This window comes from Salinigranum halophilum (assembly GCF_007004735.1).
Lineage (GTDB): Archaea > Halobacteriota > Halobacteria > Halobacteriales > Haloferacaceae > Salinigranum > Salinigranum halophilum.
In genome coordinates, this window is sequence record NZ_ML660182.1 from 587,468 (window position 1) to 602,811 (window position 15,344).

The following is a 15,344-nucleotide window of genomic DNA, read 5'->3' on the forward strand; positions in this document are numbered from 1 at the left end:
CGAGATACCCACGGTCGTGTGTATTCAACGTGACACCCCATCGGCCGGTCGGAACTGGCTCCCGCCGGAGGACGGCCGTGGCGGCTGGTCGACCATATAAACGGTCGAGTCGGAGCAATAATTGCTCGGGTACGGCGGAGCTGGCGACGATTCCTCACTCTATCTGGGGGTATCGCCGAGCATCCTTCACTCAAGCGCGCGGAGAGCGACTGTTCTCTTGTGACGTGCGGGCGAGTCCCACACAATCTTTAATATCCTACTCCAGCATCCTTCGAACATGGACTCCGAGCGTTCCATCGCGACCTACAGTGCCGGTCAGTCGACCCACTCCTCCGGCAGCCGATTCTTTACAGCGATGGCACGCACATTTAAACCCACCAACGGCCCCAACGCCCTCTCCGAGGACGTTCAGTGCGAGTCCGGGTCGGGTTTGCGCCCGTATCGCCGTTTGGCCGATGGTGACGGCTGCTGACGTGAGATGAGTGTCTCTCGTCACCCGGTCGCGCTCAGCATCGAGCAGCAGGTAGGCAAGTCGACCCGCCTGCTCGCGACGGTGATGGCGCTCCCGCTCATCGACGGCATCTTCCCCGCGCTAGTCCTCGCTGGCGCGCTCACCTACCCGTTCGGCATCCTCGAGACCGGACTGCTCGTCTTCGGCGGCTCCGCGACCGTCGCGGTCATCCTCGCGGAGATGGACGACTCCCCGCGGGAGATCGTCCCCGCGATCCTCCTCTTGGGACTCGTGCTCGTCCCCGTGGCGGCGCTGGAGGCCGCGCTCGCGCCCACTATCGAGAGCATGCTCGACATGGCGACGTTCCAACGCTTCGCCGGCCTTGTCATCGTCGCCGTCGCCGCGAAGACCGCCTCCGCAACCGTCGGCGAGTACCTCCCGCGCCCGGCGGTCATCATCGGTCTCGGGCTAGTCGCCAGCTTCCAGCCGACGGGCCTCGACGTCGCGCTCACCACCGACCCGGTCCTCATCGCGAAGGCCGCGGCGACCGCGGGCGTCGGTGTCGCGTTCGCCCTCGCCGTCGCTCTCGCGGGCCCCCAGCTCAGAGGGGCCGTCGACATCGACCGCTTCCGCTTCGGCTCCTCGGTGGCGCTGGGCATGCTCGCGCTCTCCGTCCTCGAACTCATGCCGACCGAGGCACCCGTCGCCCTCGGCGTGCTCGTCGTGACGGCGGTGTTCTCGTTCGACCCCGACGCGGCCGCCGCCCCGGCCACCGCGGACGAGAGCAACGACGACGCGGACGACGTCGAACCGGCCGTCGAGGCCGACTCGACCGGCGAATCCGACCCCGCCGCACCCGCGTCGGGCGTCCCCACCGTGGCCGACGGCGGCGACGACTCCGACGGCGACGCCTACCGCTACCCCCGCAGCGAGGATTCGCGGCTCCCCTGGCTGTGAGGACGGGGAAACACCCTTCTCCGTGCTCCGTGTCCGGTCGACCATGCCCCGACTCACCGTCTCGACCGACGCGCGACTGACAGTCCTCGACGTCACCGACCGGGTGCGCGAGGCGCTCGCCGACGAGGACACCGAGGGCGAACAGGTCTGTACCGTCTTCGTCGACCACACCACTGCCGGGGTCGTCGTCAACGAGGCCGAGTCCAGACTGCTCGGCGACGTCGAGTCGTTCCTGGGACGGGTCGTCCCCGACGAGGGGTGGGACCACGACGAACTCGACGGGAACGCCGACTCGCACCTCCGCGCGCTCCTCCTCGGCAACAGTGCGCAGGTTCCCGTCGTCGACGGCGACCTCGCGCTCGGGCGCTGGCAGTCGGTGCTGCTCGTCGAGTGCGACGGGCCGCGCGAACGGACACTCCGTGTCGTCGTCTGAATCGACTGCCCTCGTGCGGACCACGTGGATGACGAACGCTTACGTGTCCCGCTCTCTATCCTGACGTATGAGCAACCGCGTCGTGCAGGGACGGATGGTGACGCCCGACAAACTCGCCGAACTCATCGAGGGGGCCCGGCCGATGGAGACCGACGGTATCGAGGACGCCGACCGCGACTGTCCCGAGTGCGGGGAGAACGTCATCTCGGTGGGCTACATGCCGTCGGTCACCGAGTTCGTCACGGGCTACAAGTGCCAAGAGTGCGACTGGAGCGAGACGGAGCGACAGTAACTGAATCGAAAGCCCTTTTAGGCGAATCGGCATACGGGAAGGTGCAGGGGTCGTGGCCAAGCCCGGCATGGCGACTGACTCCAGAGGCTACCGCCCGGTGACGACACTCCAGACTGATATACCGAGCGACCGACTGATCATCGGTCGTGTTGACGACCCTCTGGAGGACCGAGGCGCGACCGGAGATATCAGTCGATCGGGGGTTCAAATCCCTCCGACCCCACTTCCTGTACGACATCACACGGCGAGCACCGCGTCGCGTGTGCTCGCGACCCGTTGTGAGCTGTGACGTCGACGGAGGGGGATTTGAACCACGCGGACGAGCGAAGCGACGTCCGCGTGGTTCAAATCCCTCCGGCCCCACCATCACTTTTCACCAGCATCAGGAACCCTCTCGCCAGATTACGGCAGATTCTTGATTGTTTCAACCACCAATCTACATCATCCGATGAGGGATTCGTCCCTGTGCCGTACTCGGAATGTCAGCGGGAAGGTATGAACCCCGAGGTTGAATATTTAGTTTCGTCAACAGGGTAATCAATCACTACTCTCACCAGCGCCCTGTTGATGACGCTTCCTCAGTGAGATAGCCCATTATCAAAAATAGCGCACCAACGACTGGTTCAATTGGTAGTAGAAATCCAGTAATAAACATCCAGTAGAACGACACTACACCCAACAAATCACTTTTATCATACATCAATATCGCACCAAGAGTCAAATCAAGCACGGTTCCAACATCAATCATTGAGTAAACAAAGTTAGAGAAGTTCGCGGTCAATATCGGGGTGACAGATACGAGTTCTTTAGAAATTAGCCCCATTGGTGAAAGCCCGACTGATAAAATCAGCCCGTTCCCCAGTGCAACCGTGGTTAGGAGTCGTTTGGCGGACTTGTCCCGAAATGCTCCTACGATTCCCATAAAGACAAAATACAAAACGAATATTGCGATACCTCCGCCAACTGCGTTTAGAAATGCTGTTGGGTTCGGATTCACAGAAAAATTGCTCAATTCCGAAGAATAAGTACCTGCCGCACGCCACGACCGCGATTACAGCAGATCGAAGAACCTGTCCCGTCGCTTCCGTTTCTCCCCCCTCCTTCGCGGCGTCGCAGTGCGCGTCAAGCACGTCTACGCCGACGTTCGCCCGTTCCACGAGGTGTGCTTTCGGGGAGTTCTGATTGAGCGCGTAGGTGATGGCCGCCCGGCGGAGCAGATGTGGACTCACGGACGACGGACAGCCGGACGCCTTCCGCATCTCCAAGTAAATACACGGACGAGTGACCCCGTACAGGTTCTTCCGGTACGTGTTCGACGTGACCCGCTGTTGGTGCGCGGCGAAGAGAGCCTATCGCCCGTTTCACGACCCGAACGGCCCCGTTGAGGAGCCGACTCATGACTCGCACGCGACCGAGCGCGACCCCGCACCCCCTCCGACGGCCGGCAGGGTCACCGTGTCGTCCTGCTCCGCGGCGTTAGCAGGTTGCTATTTATAACAGCCGGTCGCCAGAGTTCAGAGTATGACCCGGTCCCGACTCCCCTCTTCTCGGCCCTCCCGTCGGCGGTTCCTCGCGGCGGTCGGAAGCACCGCAGTCGCAGGGCTCCTCGCCGGCTGTGGGGACCAGCGCGGAAGCCAGCAAGCGCAGTCAACCCCGGCAACGACGACCGAATCCACGCCGACGGCGACGGCGACGCCGACACCGAACGGCCTCGCCGGAACGTACTTCGTCGACCCCGTGAACGGCGACGACGAGTTCGCCGGGAACAGTCCAGAGACGGCCTTCGCCAGCCTCCAGCCGCTGACCACCAACGGTCGCGTCACTCTGCGGCCGGGAGACGTCATCAAGCTCCGGGCGACGGCACCCATCGTCATCGAGGACAACGTCGACTTCTACCTCGTGAAGGGGACGCGCGAGAACCCCATCGTCATCGAACCGTACGGCGACGGCCGGCCGGTCATCGACGCGAGCGAGGTCGGCGGCTCGGCCATCCGCATGGAGGGCGCACAGTACATGACGCTCCGCGGCTTCGAACTCGAGAACGCCGGGAACGACGGTATCCAGGTCCCGGGGGCGGCGAACGGCAATCAGCAGGCCATGGGCTGTGTCTTCGAGGACCTCGAGATTCACCACTACGGACAGGGTGAGAGCACTGAGGGGAACGGTATCGGCTTCTACCGCGACTCGTACGACCACGTCGTTCGCGACGTCGTCTGCCACCACGGGTCGGTCGACGACAACTCCGACGGCTTCTACATCGGCGGGCAGAACCGCCGGTTCAGCGGTGGCCACCGGTTCGTGCGCTGCGTCGCGTACCGCAACGCCGACGACGGCTTCGACTTCTTCCGCTGTGACCCCGAGCGTCCGAGCACACTCGTCGACTGCGTCGCCTTCGGCAACGGGCGCGACGGTGAGGGGGCGACCGGCGACGGCAACGGCTTCAAGATGGGTGGCGGGTGGCGGACCGGCGGTAACCACGTCGTCCGCGCGCGGGCGTTCGACAACGACGCCATCGGCTTCGACTGCAACGGGGCGAGCGCCGCGAACACCTTCGACAACTGCACCGCATACGGCAACGGCACCTACGGGTTCGAGTTCACCGGCGACACGGACCCGGACCACGTCGTCCGCAACTGTATCGCGTTCGAGAACAGTGAGGGGCCGGCGAACCTCCTCTACAACGCCCGGTCGGAGGCGAACACCTGGGACCTCGAGATAGACGACCCGCGGTTCGCGAGCGTCGTCCCCGACGACTCGCGGTTCCTCCATCTCACTGCCGGCTCACCCTGTATCGACGCCGGTGTCGACGTCGGCGTGTCGTTCGTCGGGGCGGCTCCGGACCTCGGGGCCTTCGAGTTCGAGTCCTAATCGGACTCGATTTCGGCGGGTTCGGCCCGGCTGCCGAACTCGACCGCCGTGCCGTCGTGTCGACACGTCTCCAGCGCGTGCTTCGCAGCGAAGCCCGCGTCGTGGGCGTTCGAGCCGGCACCGACGCCGACCTTCAGTTCGACACCGACGCTGTCTTCGACGTGTGTGATGGCGTTCTGGTACTGCGCGGCGGTGAGCGCCGGACAGACCGCGATGATGTTGTCGCCGCCGACGAAAAACGAGAGCGCGCCGTGTTCCTCGCGCATGTAGCGCATCACGGCGGCGTACCCCTGTTCGATCTGGATGAACGAGTCGAACTCGTTGAGCTGGTCGGTGTACTTGCCGGTGGCGTCGTTGACGTCGAAGTGGGCGATGTGGACGTCCGTCTCTGTCCGGTCCGCGTCGGGGAGGGGGGTCCCCCGGAGCACCTGTCGGCGGTCGCCGTCCTGTGCACTTCCGACCTGCTGGACCAGTCCCGTCGCACGCTCGAGCGCGACGGCGGGCGACTCGTCGACGCCGACACCGAGACTCACCGTCACCGGGTAGCGGTTACGGACCGATTCCTGGAGGAGGGCGTGGTCGTCGAGATCGAGCCCGTTGGTGACGGCGACCATGTTGTCGAACCGGGTGAAGAAGACGTAGCCGTCTCGCGCGCCGATGAAGTTCGCGAGGTCGGCGAAGAGCCGCGACTGCATGGTCTGGAGGTCCATCTCACGGCGTGGTTCGGGGGTGACCGTCCACGGGCCGTAGTTGTCGATTTGGATGAGAGTGAGCTGCGTGTTCGTCACACCCGGAGTGTAGGAGGGCGAGAATATCCCTCCTTTGGTTCACGGGCTCACTGCCCGCGGGGCCACAGCGTCACCGGCTCACCGTCCCCCGTGAGACGGCCAGCCGTGACCGGGCCACGGTGACCCCGACGAGGAGCGCGAGCCACGTGGCGAGCCAGACGAACGCCCAGACGAACACGAGCGCCGTCGTCGAGAGCAACGGGAGGACGCTCACCACCGCGAGCACCACCGAGTACCCGACGGCGAGGCTGACGATGGCGACGCCGAGACTGACCACGCCACAGGTCGCCTGGCCGAGGCGTCCGACCGGTGACCACTCCTCCGCCGGACACTGTGCCGAGTTGCGCCAAGCCATGTGTTGTGATAACACGCCTCGAATCTTAACCGTTCCCCCGGTTGCGTCAGCCGACAGCCTGAATTTCCCTGCCTCCTCCACCTCGAGTATGCTCAACGGGGTCATCCTCGACGTCGACGGGACTGTCGTGCGCGGCGACGAAGCCTTACCGGGCGCGCGTGCGGGGCTCGACCTGCTCGAAGAGCGGGGACTGCGTCGGCTGTTCGTCTCGAACAACCCGACGAAGCCCGCCGCCGCGTACGAGGAGCGCTTCGCCCGCGCGGGCTTCGACGTCGCCGCCGAGGAGATCGTCACCGCCGCGACGGTCACCACCGCGTACCTCGACAGACACCACGCCGGGGCGGACCACTTCGTCGTCGGCGAGGACGGCCTGCGGGACATCCTCTCGGCGGCGGGCGTCTCCGTCACGGCAGACCCGGCGGAGGCGACAGTCCTCGTGGCCTCTATCGACCGCGCCTTCGACTACGAAACGCTCTGTACGGCGATGCGCGTCCTCGCGGACGACTCGGTCGCGTTCGTCGGCACCGACCCCGACATGATTATCCCGGCCGCGGAGGGCGACATCCCCGGCTCCGGTGCGGTCATCCACGCCATCGCCGGTGTCGCCGGCCGCGACCCCGATATCGTCCTCGGAAAGCCCTCCGCGCCCGCCAGAGAACTCGTCGAGGCGCGCCTCGGGGTCGACCCCCGCGAGTGTCTGGTCGTCGGCGACCGCCTCGACACCGACATCGCCTTCGGCGCCGCAGCGGGGATGACGACGGCGCTCGTCCGGACCGGCGTCACCGACGACGCGACGCTCGCGACGTCGGACGTCGAACCCGACTACGTCCTCGATTCGCTCGCCGACCTCGACGCGGTCGACGCGCTGTCCTGACCGGTGGTCGACCCGACGGAGCCGACCGACACGGAGAGACGCCCGTGTGTGAGCGTCTGACGAAGAGTTAAATACGTGTGGTGTGCTATCGAGGTACATGGACGAACCGGCCGAAGCACCGACCAGCCCGTACGTGTTCCGCGAGGAGCACGAAGCGCCCCCGTCGCACGACCCCGAGGAGCGAGAGGTCGTCATCGTCGACGGCCGGGCGATGAGCTACCGGGTGTACCGACGCTAGTCTTCTCCGCCGGCCCGTCGCGGTGAGCCGCCGCTCCTGGCGTCAGAAACAAGAGAGAGTGGCCGCGTCGCCGTCGCCGTTGCCGTCGTCGGCTCGCGTCTAGCCCTGGATGTCCGCGCCGCCGTGGACCGTGATCTCCGCGGCGAGGTCATCGCGGAGCGCGGTGTGGACGTGACAGATGCCCTCCGCGCGCTCGGTGATGTCCGCGAGTGTCTCGTCGTCGAGGTCCGCCTCGACGTAGATGTCGAACCGGATGGCCGAGAGGTCGTCGCCGTCGTCGAGGTCGGCCTCCGCGTCGATCTGGACCTTGCCGAGGTCGTCGTGACCGACCTGCTGGGCCCCGACGCGGAACGCCGGCAGGAAGCAGGCCGCGTAGTCCGCGACGAGTACCTCGTTCGGGTTCGGACCGGTCTCGTTGGTCGCGTCGATGTCGAGGGTGTAGTCGCCGACCTGGCTCTTCGTGGCGAAGCCGTCCGTGCTGAGCGTGTGCGTCTGGATATCTCCCATGGCATCGTAACCAGCGGACCGGACCGGCTTAAAAACTGATGACTCGGGCCGCCGCCGTGGCCGACTCCGAGCCCACCTCACTCAGACCAGCGTCGCGTCGAGTGAGATCTCCGCCCCGGCGAGTACCCGCGACACGGGGCAGTTCTCCTTTGCGCCCTCGGCGTACTCCATGAACGTCGCCTCGTCGATACCGGGTACCGACGCCTCGACGACGAGTTCGATGGTGTCGATGGTGAGTGTCTCCATGTCGAGGTGGACGTTCGCTGTCGCGTCGACCCGCTCCGGCTCGTGGCCGTCGGATGCGAGGTCGTTCGACAGCGCCATCGCGTAACAGCCCGCGTGGGCGGCCGCGATGAGTTCCTCGGGGTTCGTTCCCTCGCCGTCTTCGAACCGCGAGAGGAACGAGTACGACCCCTCGTAGGCGCCGCTGCCGAGCGACAGCTGTCCCTCGCCGTTCTTCAGGTCCCCTTGCCACGTCGCGTCAGAGCTTCGAGTTGGCATACGAGTAACACGTCTCCTCGGAGCGGCATAAATACTCACCCGCCGCTCGGCCGCGCACCCGCTGGGCTGCCACGAGAGTTAGGTGCGACGAGTCCTCCGAACCGGACGGGGAGATGACCGGCGACGCTTCCGACGGGCGCGACCCGCCCGAGACGCCCGAGACGTCCGACACGCCAGACACGTACGACGACCCCGTGGCCCAGACGCTTCTCGACGGGAGCGAGTTCCACCGCCGGCGGCTGGCCGTCGGCATCACCCGACTCTCACAGCGGCACAAACTGTTCGCGTTCGGTGCCGTCGCCGGGTCGCTCGCGCTGTGTCTCCCCATCGGTGCGACGCTTCCCGCAGCGGTCCGCGACGGCTTCCTCGGGGGCGCGCCGCTCGCTGCGACACCCGCCATCCTCGTCGTCGGCCTCTTCGGCCTCGGTGCGGAACTCGCGGCGGGTCTCGCCGTCGCTGCCGTCTCGGTTCGCGCGCGCCAGCGGACGCTGACCGAGCGTGAAGCGCTCCACCTCGTCGCCGTCGACAACGTCGCCACCATGGCCGGACTCGGCGTCGGAACGCTCGCCGTCCTCGCCACACTCTGTGGTTTCGCCGTCGGATACGGCGGTGTCGACCTAGTCCAGACGTTCGCCTCACCGGACAACGGTGTCACGGGGCCGTACACCGCCCCCGCCCTCCCGCTGCCGTCCGTCGGCACGGTCGGTGTCGCCGCGCTCGTCGTCGGTGGCCTCCTCACACTCCTCGGGGCCACGGTCGAGGCAGACGCGTAGCCGCGAGTCGACGTCGGCACGGCGGCGGCCCCGTCCCGTCTCACGTCGCCTCGAGCCCGTCACGCAGCCGAGCGAGTGTCTCGTCGAGTTCCCGCTCGTTGTACACCCGAACCACGGGACCGAACAGCGTCGCCAGCGGGCCACCCGGGACGGTGAACGTCGCCTCGCAGGTGACGCGCGTCCCGCCGTCGACCTCCCGGAGCCGCCAGTCCATCTCGCCGTCGATTCCCCCACGAAGCACGAACCCGAGTCGCCGCGGCGGGTCGTGGACGACGGCCTCGACCGTGCCGCGAAGCGGCACGCCGAACAGCCGATACGTGTACCCCGCGCGGTGGCCTCCCTCCGGGAGGCGCTCGACGTCGTGGACGGACGCGATGCTCGGCGAGATGCGTTCGTGGTTCGCCGGGGTGTCGAGGAAGGCGAACACCTCCTCGGGGGGTGCCGGCACCTGTGCTGTCGACGAGACGGTCACCATCGTCTGTCGTAGGCGCTCGTCGGGTGAAAACGTGTGGTCGACGGGTGATTCCTGTGTCGCCGCGCTCAGAGTTCGAACGTCTCGTCGCCCGCGAGGACGTGCACCTCGGCGTCGCTCCCGGTGGCAGCCACCTCGGTGACGAACTCGTCGGTGTCGACTTCGATGGGCGGGAACGTGTCGTAATGCATCGGAAACGCGTGGTCGACGTCGAGCCAGTCGACGGCGATGGCTGCCTGCCACGGCCCCATGGTGAAGTGGTCTCCTATCGGAACGGCGGCGGCGTCGGGTTCGAGGTACGGGCCGATAATCTCGCGCATCTCCGTCATGAGGCCGGTGTCGCCGGCGTGGTAGAACGTCGTCGACTCCTCGTCGGACATCTGCGTCGGCTTCGTGTCCGAGACGACGAAGCCGGCAGGCATCCCCGCGGAGGTGCCGTAGGAGGTCTCGATGCCGTTCGAGTGGTCCGCGCGGTGCATCGTCACGTAGGCGTCGCCGCACTCGACGGTCCCGCCGAGGTTCATCCCCATCCCGCCGACGGCGTCGTACTCGCCGAACTCGTCGCGGCAGTACTCGACCAGTTCGGGCGTCGCGACGAGCGTCGTTCCCTCGTAGCGGTCGACGTCGCCGATGTGGTCGGCGTGGCCGTGTGTCAAGAGGACGTAGTCGGGGTCGAGTTCCTCCGGGTCCGTGTCGGTGTGTGGGTTGTCGAAGAACGGGTCGATGAGCAGCGACGTGTCGTCGACCTGTACGTGCCAGCAGGAGTGTCCGTGCCAGGTGAGTTCCATGTGCGCCCAGGAGTTGTGTCGAGAGCTACATAAATGGTGCCGCGGCGGCAGGACGGCACCGACGGCCCTGCCGCCGCGCCGTCGGTGGTCGCGGGGAGAATTTTTTACCCGGGGTGCACGATGAGAGACGATGCCAGAGCCACGACTCGCCGCCGTCGGACTCTCCGAACTCGGTCGGACAGACCTGCCCGGTCGAGACCTGTTCTCGGCCGCGCTCGCCGACGCGTTCGACGGCCTGCCCGACCCCGCCGAGGTCGTCGATGCGCTCTACCTCGGCAACCAGTCCGAACAGTACGAGAACCAGATCATGCAAGGGACGCTCATGGCCGAGTGGGCCGGTCTCCGGTACGTCCCGGCCGAGCGCGTCGAAGGCTGCGCCGCCGCGGGCGCACTCGCGCTCAAGAACGCCGTTCGCGACGTCCGCGCGGGCGTCCACGACGCCGTCCTCGCCTGCGGCGTCGAGAAGATGACCGCCGGCGGGACCGCGGGCGCGACGGACGCGCTCGCGGCGGCGTTCGACCGCGCGCTCGAGCAGCGGTCGGGGGTGACCGCTCCCGCACAGTACGCGCTCCTCGCTCAGCGGTACCTCCACGACACCGAGGCGACCGAGGCGGACCTCGCGCGCATCGCGGTCAAGAACCACCGCAACGGCGCGCAGAACCCGGACGCGATGTTCCAGCGGGAAATCGACGTCGACACCGTGCTGGAGTCGCCGGCGGTGGCCCGGCCGCTGAAGCTGTACGACTGCGCGCCCGTCACCGACGGTGCCGCCGTCGCGCTCGTCACGAGCGCCGACGTCGCCGACGATTTGGTCGCCCGCGACGAGCAGGTCCGCGTCGGCGGGTCGGCCGTGACCGCAAACAACATCGCCGTCGCCGAGCGGGACATGACGTTCGTCGAGGGCGCACACCGCGCGTCGACCAAGGCCTACGAGCAGGCCGACGTCGACGCCGCGGACGTCGACGTCGCGGAGGTTCACGACGCCTTCACCGTCTGTGAGGCGCTGCTCTCGGAGGCCGTCGGCTTCGCGCCGCGGGGCCGGGGCGTCGAGTCCGCGCTCCCGCCCGCCGAACGGAGCGACGGCTGGACGGACGTCCACCTCAACACCAGCGGCGGCCTGAAGGCCCGCGGGCATCCCATCGGGGCGACCGGAATCGCCCAGGCCGCCGAGGCGTACGCCCAGTTGACTGGCCGCGCGGGTGACCGCCAGCGCGACGCCGACGTGGCCTTGCTGTTGAACGAGGGCGGCGTCGCCGACGCGGTCACGGCCGTCCACGTGCTTCTCGGCCCCGACACGGAGGTGGCACGATGAGCGACGACCGTGACTGGACTGAAGAGAGCGGGCCGCTCGCCCGTGAGAACCTCGTCTCCGAGAGCCCGTTCACGCTTCCGGGCTTCTTCGACGCGCTCGAAGCGGGCCGCCTGCTCGCCGCCGAGTGCCGTGACTGCGAGGCGGTGTTGGTGCCGCCGCGCCCCGCCTGCTACGAGTGTGGGAGTCGCCGCGTCGCCGTCGCCGAGCAGTCGAAGACCGGGACCGTCTACTCGTACACCGAGGTCGGCCGGCCGCCGACGGCGTTCGAGGAACTGGCACCGCTGACGCTCGCCGTGGTCGAACTGGACTCCGGCGGCCGGCTCACGGGGCGCGTCGACGCCGGGTACGACGACCTCGAGGTCGGGACGCCGGTGACGCTGACGACCAGAGCGCCCGACTTCGACGAGGAGGCGGTCCGCTCGTACGAGGCCGACTGGCCGGTCCACGTCTTCGAGCTTCGCGAGTGAGCGGTGACACGCCACGGGCGAGTGCGGCGGACGGACCCGTCCGTTTCGGACTACGCGGCGCGGACCTCTCCCGAGCGCGCAACGTGACGAAGGCAGTGACGGTCGTCCCGGCTGGAACGGAGTCACACGAGCGCCTCGGCTCTCTCGGCGACGGACTGAAACCGGTGAAGGCGTTCGACGAACACGGCGACGGGGTGACGGTCGTCTTCGACGGCGACGAGGTCGTCACGTTCTGACGGCGACTCGGGCCGCCGACTCCGGTCCGGATTTCTCCTTTCACAACTGCTTCCTCGTCTCGCACTGCACCGATGAGCATGCGACACGTTCGATTCCGCGACCCTGCGGGTGCGGTCCGAACCGGTGAGTGGCTCGACGACGGCGTGGCGTTCGCCGACGACGAGTACGACCTGAGCGAGGTGGACGTCCTCCCCCCCTGTGAGCCGTCGAAGCTCGTCTGTATCGGTCGCAACTACGCCGACCACGCCGCCGAGATGGACAGCGACGTCCCCGACCGGCCGATGCTCTTCTTGAAGGGGCCGAACACCCTCGCTAGCCACGGCTCGACGGTGACGCTCCCGGCGGGCAAAGACCGCGTCGACCACGAGGCCGAACTCGGCGTCGTCATCGGCTCGCAGGCACGGAACGTCCCGGAAGAAGCGGCCATGGACCACGTCGCGGGCTTCACCTGTGTCAACGACCTCTCCAACCGCGACGACCAGCGTGAAGAGCAAAACTGGGTCCGCGGCAAGGCGTTCGACGGCGCTGCTCCCATCGGCCCCGTCGTCGCGGACCCCGAAGACGTCCCGGACGACGCCCGCGTGCAGGCGCGGGTCAACGGCGAAGTCCGCCAGGACGGGTCGCGCTCGCAACTCATCTTCTCGATTCCCGAACTCGTCGAGGAGATAACGAGCTATCTGACGCTCGAACCGGGCGACGTCATCTCGACCGGGACGCCGGAGGGCGTCGGGCCACTCTCGGACGGCGACCGCGTCGAAATCGAAGTCGAGGGCGTCGGCACCCTCGAACACGATGTGCGGTTCCCCTGATACGCCGGCCGCGTCGCGAGCCCGTCGCGGATGATAACCCATAAGTTTAGGCTCGCCGAAAAATCTGACGATGAGGCTATCGCGACGAGACGCGCTCGCCGCGCTTGCGGGGGTCACAGCTGCGGGTGGGGGCGTGGCCGTGGGTGCCCTCGGGACGCGTGATGCGCCTGTCGCCGGGCGTGCGGCGGGGACCGACGAGGACGAAGGACGGACGGACGACGAGGCCCTCTCGGTGCTCGTCGCAGCCGCGGAGGTACTCTACCCGTCCGCCGTCGAGGGACACCGAGCGTTCGTCGAGACGTACGTCGACGGACGGCGCCGTCGCGACCCGGACCACTACGCGGGCGTCGTCTCGGCGGCCGCCGAACTCGACGCCGTCGCCCGTGACTGGCACGCCGCCGCCTTCGAGCGGCTCGCGCCCGAGACGCGCGACCGACTCCTCCGCGACCTCGGCGTGGACGTCGCCGACCCCGACCCCGGGGGGAACCTCTCGGACCGACTCCGCTTCTTCGTCGTGAACGACCTGCTGTACGCCTTCTACACCTCGCCCGCCGGTGGCCGACTCGTCGGGACCGAGAACCCGACGGGCTACCCCGGCGGTCTGTCCTCGTATCAGCGCGGCCCGGAGGCGGTCGACGATGGCTGACGGGAGACAGCCGTCACCCCGCGCCGACGTCTGTGTGGTCGGCTCGGGTCCGGCCGGGGCGCTCGTCGCGTGTCGACTCGCGGAAGCGGGCCACGACGTCGTCGTCCTGGAGGCCGGCCCGCGGTTCGACGGCGACCGGGAAAACCGGATGGAGACGCATCTCCGCCCCGACATGGCCAACCCGTGGGAGGTGGGCGGTCCCCGGGACGCCTACGCCGCTTCGGGACCCAGACACTACCCGCTCAACGCCGCGCGGGTCAAGGGCGTCGGTGGGTCGACGCTCCACTGGCACGGCATGGTGATGCGCCTCCACGAGCGCGACTTCGAGATGCGCTCGCGGTACGGCGTCGGCACCGACTGGCCCCTCTCGTACGCCGACCTTCGCCCGCACTACCGCGAGGCAGAACGCGAGATGGGCGTCGCGGGCGCACTCGACAACCCCTACGCCCCACCGCGAGCGGAACCGTTTCCGCTCCCGGCGTTCCCCCCCTCGTACTCGGACTCGCTGTTCGCCCCGGCGTGTGAGCGCCTCGGTATCGACATGCACTCGGTGCCGAACGCGCGTAACTCCGAGCCCTACGACGGACGGAGCTCCTGCGTCGGCTACGGCACCTGCAAACCCGTCTGCCCCTCCGGAGCGAAGTACACCGCCGAGACCCACGTCGCCCGCGCCGTCGACGCGGGCGCGAGAATCATCGACCGCGCGCCCGTCCAGCGACTCGTCCACGACGACACGGGTGAGACCGTCGACGCCGCGGTGTACGCGACGCCCGACGGGACCGAGTACGAACAGACGGCCCGGCGGTTCGTGGTCGCCGCCGGTGGCGTCGAGACGCCGCGACTCCTGCTCCTCTCGCGCTCGGAGACGTACCCCGACGGCCTCGCGAACTCCTCTGGAGCCGTGGGTCGGTACTTCATGGACCACCTCTTCGCGGGCATGGGAGGCCGACTCGACGTCGACACCCGTCAGCACCACGTCGGCTTCAACACCAGCGAGTCACACCAGTTCTACGACGACACGGAGCCAGTGAACGGTCTCAAACTGGAGTTTCTCAACTACGCCGGCCCGACCGTCGCGGGCGCGGCCCTCTCCTCGGGGACGTGGGGCGACGAGTTGCGCGACGAACTCGACGAGGTGTACGGGACGCAGATCGGGATGGGCGCGCTCGTCGAGCAGTTCCCGCGACGAGAGAACCGGGTGACGCTCGACGCGAGCGTGCGAGACGACCACGGCAACCCCGTCCCCGACGTGCAGTGGTCGCTCGACGGGGCGACGAAGGCGGCGCTGACGCGGGCGAACGAACTCCAGGCGCGGGTCCTCGCGGAACTCGGTGTCGAGGTCGAGTGGCGTGTCGGCCCCGAGAACACCGGGCCGGCGTTCCACCACATGGGGACGACCCGGATGGGGACCGACCCCGACGAGAGCGTCGTCGACGCCTCGCTTCGTACACACGACCTCTCGAACCTCTGGCTCGTCGGGTCGAGCGTGTTCCCGACGGGCGGGGCGATGAACCCGACGCTCACCATCGCGGCACTGGCGCTCCGTGCCAGCGAGGCGCTCGCCGAGGGGTTGTAG

The 15,344-nt window shown here is 67.7% G+C and carries 20 protein-coding genes and 1 tRNA gene; 14 read left to right on the top strand and 7 right to left on the bottom strand.

Annotation, left to right across the window (positions count from 1 at the left end):
* The first annotated feature begins 478 nt into the window (after positions 1-478).
* The 4 genes from E6N53_RS03055 (at position 479) to E6N53_RS20615 (ending at position 2,356) form a co-directional block, all read left to right on the top strand.
* Complete coding sequence (locus E6N53_RS03055) at positions 479-1,408, top strand: DUF5794 domain-containing protein (RefSeq protein ID WP_142856777.1); 930 nt, start codon at positions 479-481, stop codon at positions 1,406-1,408.
* 43 nt (positions 1,409-1,451) lie between these two features.
* On the top strand, positions 1,452-1,841 hold the full coding sequence (locus E6N53_RS03060) for a secondary thiamine-phosphate synthase enzyme YjbQ (RefSeq protein WP_142856779.1): 390 nt from the start codon (positions 1,452-1,454) through the stop codon (positions 1,839-1,841).
* Positions 1,842-1,908: 67 nt separating this feature from the next.
* On the top strand, positions 1,909-2,133 hold the full coding sequence (locus E6N53_RS03065; protein WP_136588969.1) for a DUF5795 family protein: 225 nt from the start codon (positions 1,909-1,911) through the stop codon (positions 2,131-2,133).
* Positions 2,134-2,179: 46 nt separating this feature from the next.
* Positions 2,180-2,356: transfer RNA gene (locus tag E6N53_RS20615), tRNA-Trp, on the top strand.
* 327 nt (positions 2,357-2,683) lie between these two features.
* Here E6N53_RS20615 and E6N53_RS03070 read toward each other — a convergent pair.
* Positions 2,684-3,130 carry a hypothetical protein gene (locus E6N53_RS03070; protein WP_142856781.1) on the bottom strand — a complete coding sequence of 149 codons (447 nt, stop codon included), beginning with the start codon at positions 3,128-3,130 and terminating at the stop codon, positions 2,684-2,686.
* Between the two features lie 524 nt (positions 3,131-3,654).
* On the opposite strand from E6N53_RS03070, the gene E6N53_RS03075 reads away from it, so the two are divergent.
* Positions 3,655-5,001 carry a right-handed parallel beta-helix repeat-containing protein gene (locus tag E6N53_RS03075; RefSeq protein WP_142856783.1) on the top strand — a complete coding sequence of 449 codons (1,347 nt, stop codon included), beginning with the start codon at positions 3,655-3,657 and terminating at the stop codon, positions 4,999-5,001.
* Here the strand turns inward: E6N53_RS03075 and E6N53_RS03080 are convergent.
* Positions 4,998-5,789, bottom strand: coding sequence for a GTP cyclohydrolase III (locus E6N53_RS03080; protein WP_142856785.1), 792 nt, complete (start codon positions 5,787-5,789; stop codon positions 4,998-5,000). The genes E6N53_RS03075 and E6N53_RS03080 overlap by 4 nt on opposite strands.
* A 70-nt stretch (positions 5,790-5,859) precedes the next feature.
* The gene (locus tag E6N53_RS03085; protein WP_136588972.1) at positions 5,860-6,144 is read right to left on the bottom strand and encodes a hypothetical protein; all 285 of its coding nucleotides are present in this window, start codon (positions 6,142-6,144) and stop codon (positions 5,860-5,862) included.
* Positions 6,145-6,232: 88 nt separating this feature from the next.
* Here E6N53_RS03085 and E6N53_RS03090 point away from each other — a divergent pair, with 88 nt between their 5' ends.
* Positions 6,233-7,018 carry an HAD-IIA family hydrolase gene (locus tag E6N53_RS03090; protein WP_142856787.1) on the top strand — a complete coding sequence of 262 codons (786 nt, stop codon included), beginning with the start codon at positions 6,233-6,235 and terminating at the stop codon, positions 7,016-7,018.
* Between the two features lie 97 nt (positions 7,019-7,115).
* Complete coding sequence (locus E6N53_RS20905) at positions 7,116-7,256, top strand: hypothetical protein (protein WP_201740106.1); 141 nt, start codon at positions 7,116-7,118, stop codon at positions 7,254-7,256.
* Between the two features lie 99 nt (positions 7,257-7,355).
* Here the strand turns inward: E6N53_RS20905 and E6N53_RS03095 are convergent, their stop codons facing one another.
* Together E6N53_RS03095 and E6N53_RS03100 are read right to left on the bottom strand one after the other, a co-directional pair.
* A complete protein-coding gene (locus tag E6N53_RS03095; protein ID WP_136588974.1) occupies positions 7,356-7,763 on the bottom strand; it encodes an OsmC family protein in 408 nt (135 codons plus the stop codon).
* An 81-nt stretch (positions 7,764-7,844) separates the two neighbouring features.
* Positions 7,845-8,264: an OsmC family protein gene (locus E6N53_RS03100; protein ID WP_136588975.1), complete on the bottom strand. Its 420-nt coding sequence runs from the start codon at positions 8,262-8,264 to the stop codon at positions 7,845-7,847.
* A 113-nt stretch (positions 8,265-8,377) separates the two neighbouring features.
* Here E6N53_RS03100 and E6N53_RS03105 point away from each other — a divergent pair, with 113 nt between their 5' ends.
* Positions 8,378-9,037 (top strand): hypothetical protein, encoded by a 660-nt coding sequence (locus E6N53_RS03105; protein ID WP_142856789.1) that lies wholly within the window; start codon positions 8,378-8,380, stop codon positions 9,035-9,037.
* Positions 9,038-9,077: 40 nt separating this feature from the next.
* On the opposite strand, the gene E6N53_RS03110 is transcribed toward E6N53_RS03105, so the two are convergent.
* Together E6N53_RS03110 and E6N53_RS03115 are read right to left on the bottom strand one after the other, a co-directional pair.
* Positions 9,078-9,512: an SRPBCC family protein gene (locus E6N53_RS03110; RefSeq protein WP_142856791.1), complete on the bottom strand. Its 435-nt coding sequence runs from the start codon at positions 9,510-9,512 to the stop codon at positions 9,078-9,080.
* 65 nt (positions 9,513-9,577) lie between these two features.
* Positions 9,578-10,297, bottom strand: a complete 720-nt coding sequence (locus E6N53_RS03115) for a metal-dependent hydrolase (RefSeq protein ID WP_142856793.1) — start codon at positions 10,295-10,297, stop codon at positions 9,578-9,580.
* A gap of 130 nt (positions 10,298-10,427) precedes the next feature.
* Between E6N53_RS03115 and E6N53_RS03120 the strand changes: the two genes are divergently transcribed.
* From E6N53_RS03120 to E6N53_RS03145, 6 genes are all read left to right on the top strand, one after another.
* Positions 10,428-11,609 carry a thiolase C-terminal domain-containing protein gene (locus tag E6N53_RS03120; RefSeq protein ID WP_142856795.1) on the top strand — a complete coding sequence of 394 codons (1,182 nt, stop codon included), beginning with the start codon at positions 10,428-10,430 and terminating at the stop codon, positions 11,607-11,609.
* Entirely contained in the window at positions 11,606-12,076 is a 471-nt protein-coding gene (locus E6N53_RS03125) for a Zn-ribbon domain-containing OB-fold protein (protein ID WP_142856797.1), read from the top strand. The genes E6N53_RS03120 and E6N53_RS03125 overlap by 4 nt, the downstream gene beginning before the upstream one ends.
* Positions 12,073-12,312: a hypothetical protein gene (locus tag E6N53_RS03130; protein ID WP_142856799.1), complete on the top strand. Its 240-nt coding sequence runs from the start codon at positions 12,073-12,075 to the stop codon at positions 12,310-12,312. The genes E6N53_RS03125 and E6N53_RS03130 overlap by 4 nt, the downstream gene beginning before the upstream one ends.
* A gap of 78 nt (positions 12,313-12,390) precedes the next feature.
* Positions 12,391-13,122, top strand: coding sequence for a fumarylacetoacetate hydrolase family protein (locus E6N53_RS03135; protein WP_142856801.1), 732 nt, complete (start codon positions 12,391-12,393; stop codon positions 13,120-13,122).
* Positions 13,123-13,192: 70 nt separating this feature from the next.
* The gene (locus tag E6N53_RS03140; RefSeq protein WP_136588982.1) at positions 13,193-13,768 is read left to right on the top strand and encodes a gluconate 2-dehydrogenase subunit 3 family protein; all 576 of its coding nucleotides are present in this window, start codon (positions 13,193-13,195) and stop codon (positions 13,766-13,768) included.
* Positions 13,761-15,344, top strand: coding sequence for a GMC family oxidoreductase (locus E6N53_RS03145; protein ID WP_142856803.1), 1,584 nt, complete (start codon positions 13,761-13,763; stop codon positions 15,342-15,344). Before E6N53_RS03140 ends, E6N53_RS03145 begins: the two co-directional genes overlap by 8 nt.

Excerpts from the sequence above, each read along its gene's own strand:
- E6N53_RS03055 (WP_142856777.1), top strand. The coding sequence starts at position 479 with ATGAGTGTCTCTCGTCACCCGGTCGCGCTCAGCATCGAGCAGCAGGTA.
- E6N53_RS03060 (WP_142856779.1), top strand. The coding sequence starts at position 1,452 with ATGCCCCGACTCACCGTCTCGACCGACGCGCGACTGACAGTCCTCGAC.
- E6N53_RS03065 (WP_136588969.1), top strand. The coding sequence starts at position 1,909 with ATGAGCAACCGCGTCGTGCAGGGACGGATGGTGACGCCCGACAAACTC.
- E6N53_RS03075 (WP_142856783.1), top strand. The coding sequence starts at position 3,655 with ATGACCCGGTCCCGACTCCCCTCTTCTCGGCCCTCCCGTCGGCGGTTC.
- E6N53_RS03085 (WP_136588972.1), bottom strand. The coding sequence starts at position 6,144 with ATGGCTTGGCGCAACTCGGCACAGTGTCCGGCGGAGGAGTGGTCACCG.
- E6N53_RS03090 (WP_142856787.1), top strand. The coding sequence starts at position 6,233 with ATGCTCAACGGGGTCATCCTCGACGTCGACGGGACTGTCGTGCGCGGC.
- E6N53_RS20905 (WP_201740106.1), top strand. The coding sequence starts at position 7,116 with ATGGACGAACCGGCCGAAGCACCGACCAGCCCGTACGTGTTCCGCGAG.
- E6N53_RS03095 (WP_136588974.1), bottom strand. The coding sequence starts at position 7,763 with ATGGGAGATATCCAGACGCACACGCTCAGCACGGACGGCTTCGCCACG.
- E6N53_RS03100 (WP_136588975.1), bottom strand. The coding sequence starts at position 8,264 with ATGCCAACTCGAAGCTCTGACGCGACGTGGCAAGGGGACCTGAAGAAC.
- E6N53_RS03105 (WP_142856789.1), top strand. The coding sequence starts at position 8,378 with ATGACCGGCGACGCTTCCGACGGGCGCGACCCGCCCGAGACGCCCGAG.
- E6N53_RS03110 (WP_142856791.1), bottom strand. The coding sequence starts at position 9,512 with ATGGTGACCGTCTCGTCGACAGCACAGGTGCCGGCACCCCCCGAGGAG.
- E6N53_RS03115 (WP_142856793.1), bottom strand. The coding sequence starts at position 10,297 with ATGGAACTCACCTGGCACGGACACTCCTGCTGGCACGTACAGGTCGAC.
- E6N53_RS03120 (WP_142856795.1), top strand. The coding sequence starts at position 10,428 with ATGCCAGAGCCACGACTCGCCGCCGTCGGACTCTCCGAACTCGGTCGG.
- E6N53_RS03125 (WP_142856797.1), top strand. The coding sequence starts at position 11,606 with ATGAGCGACGACCGTGACTGGACTGAAGAGAGCGGGCCGCTCGCCCGT.
- E6N53_RS03135 (WP_142856801.1), top strand. The coding sequence starts at position 12,391 with ATGCGACACGTTCGATTCCGCGACCCTGCGGGTGCGGTCCGAACCGGT.
- E6N53_RS03140 (WP_136588982.1), top strand. The coding sequence starts at position 13,193 with ATGAGGCTATCGCGACGAGACGCGCTCGCCGCGCTTGCGGGGGTCACA.
- E6N53_RS03145 (WP_142856803.1), top strand. The coding sequence starts at position 13,761 with ATGGCTGACGGGAGACAGCCGTCACCCCGCGCCGACGTCTGTGTGGTC.